The organism is Kordia periserrulae (assembly GCF_003054265.1).
GTDB classification, from domain to species: Bacteria; Bacteroidota; Bacteroidia; order Flavobacteriales; family Flavobacteriaceae; genus Kordia; species Kordia periserrulae.
In genome coordinates, this window is record NZ_QBKT01000024.1 from 1 (window position 1) to 2,009 (window position 2,009).

At 48.9% G+C, this 2,009-nt stretch carries 1 protein-coding gene; it reads right to left on the reverse strand.

Annotation, left to right across the window (positions count from 1 at the left end; all coding sequences use genetic code 11):
- On the reverse strand, positions 1-2,009 hold a 2,009-nt coding region (locus tag C8N46_RS20015; protein WP_211314519.1), incomplete at both ends, for a beta strand repeat-containing protein.

The following is a 2,009-nucleotide window of genomic DNA, read 5'->3' on the forward strand; positions in this document are numbered from 1 at the left end:
GTTCCACTTACGGTAAAGTCCTCGGTTGGTTCGCCTACCAAATCATCGGTGATTGGAACAGATACGTTTACTGTAGTCTGACCCGCTGGAATCGTAGCCGTTACTGTCGTAGTGGTATAATCGTTTGGATCGGTTGCTGAGTTGTCCACCGTAGTGATGCTCACTACCGTATCCACACTGCTTGGATTGTCGATACTTACTGGTACTGATACCGTGCCGGCGTCTTCTGCAACGGTGACATCGCCTATGCTAAAGCCTGGGGTATCATTATCGGTGATGGTTACTATGCCACTATCACTTGCATTACTTGTGTTGCCACTTACCACAGTTCCACTTACGGTAAAGTCCTCGGTTGGCTCTCCTACCAAATCATCGGTGATTGGAACAGATACATTAACTGTAGTCTGACCCGCTGGAATCGTCGCGGTTACTGTCGTAGTGGTATAATCCTTTGGATCGGTCGCTGAGTTGTCCACCGTAGTGATGCTCACTACCGTATCTACACTACTTGGATTGTCGATACTTACTGGTACTGATGCCGTGCCAGCATCTTCTGCAACGGTGACATCGCCTATGCTAAAGCCTGGGGTATCATTATCGGTGATGGTTACTATGCCACTATCACTTGCATTGCTTGTGTTGCCACTTACCACAGTTCCACTTACGGTAAAGTCCTCGGTTGGCTCTCCTACCAAATCATCGGTGATTGGAACAGATACATTCACTGTAGTCTGACCCGCTGGAATCGTCGCCGTTACTGTCGTGGTGGTATAATCATTTGGATCGGTTGCTGAGTTGTCCACTGTAGTGATGCTCACTACCGTATCCACACTGCTTGGATTGTCGATACTTACTGGTACTGATGCCGTGCCGGTGTCTTCTGCAACGGTCACATCGCCTATACTGAAGGCTGGGGTATCATTATCGGTGATGGTCACTATGCCACTATCACTTGCATTGGACGTATTGCCACTTACCACAGTTCCACTCACGGTAAAGTCCTCGGTTGGTTCGCCTACCAAATCATCGGTGATTGGAACAGATACATTAACTGTAGTCTGACCCGCTGGAATCGTCGCCGTTACTGTCGTGGTGGTATAATCATTTGGATCGGTCGCTGAGTTGTCCACCGTAGTGATGCTCACTACCGTATCCACACTGCTTGGATTGTCGATACTTACTGGTACTGATGCCGTGCCGGTGTCTTCTGCAACGGTGACATCGCCTATGCTAAAGCTTGGAGTATCATTATCGGTGATAGTCACTATGCCACTATCACTTGCATTGGACGTATTGCCACTTACCACAGTTCCACTCACGGTAAAGTCCTCGGTTGGTTCGCCTACCAAATCATCGGTGATTGGAACAGATACATTAACTGTAGTCTGACCCGCTGGAATCGTTGCCGTTACTGTCGTGGTGGTATAATCCGCTGGATCGGTTGCACTGTTATCCACCGTAGTAATGCTCACTACCGTATCCACACTGCTTGGATTGTCGATACTTACTGGTACTGATGCCGTGCCAGCGTCTTCTGCAACGGTGACATCGCCTATGCTAAAGCCTGGGGTATCATTATCGGTGATGGTCACTATGCCACTATCACTTGCATTGGACGTATTGCCACTTGTAACAGTTCCACTCACGGTAAAGTCCTCGGTTGGCTCGCCTACCAAATCATCGGTGATTGGAATAGATACGTTTACGCTCGTTGCTCCTGCTGGAATCGTCGCGGTTACTGTCGTAGTGGTATAATCCGCTGGATCGGTCGCTGAGTTGTCCACCGTAGTGATGCTCACTACCGTATCTACACTGCTTGGATTGTCGATACTTACTGGTACTGATGCCGTACCGGCGTCTTCTGCAACGGTGACATCGCCTATGCTAAAGGCTGGGGTATCATTATCGGTGATGGTCACTATGCCACTATCACTTGCATTGGACGTATTGCCACTTACCACAGTTCCACTCACGGTAAAGTCCTCGGTTGGTTCGCCTACCAAATCATC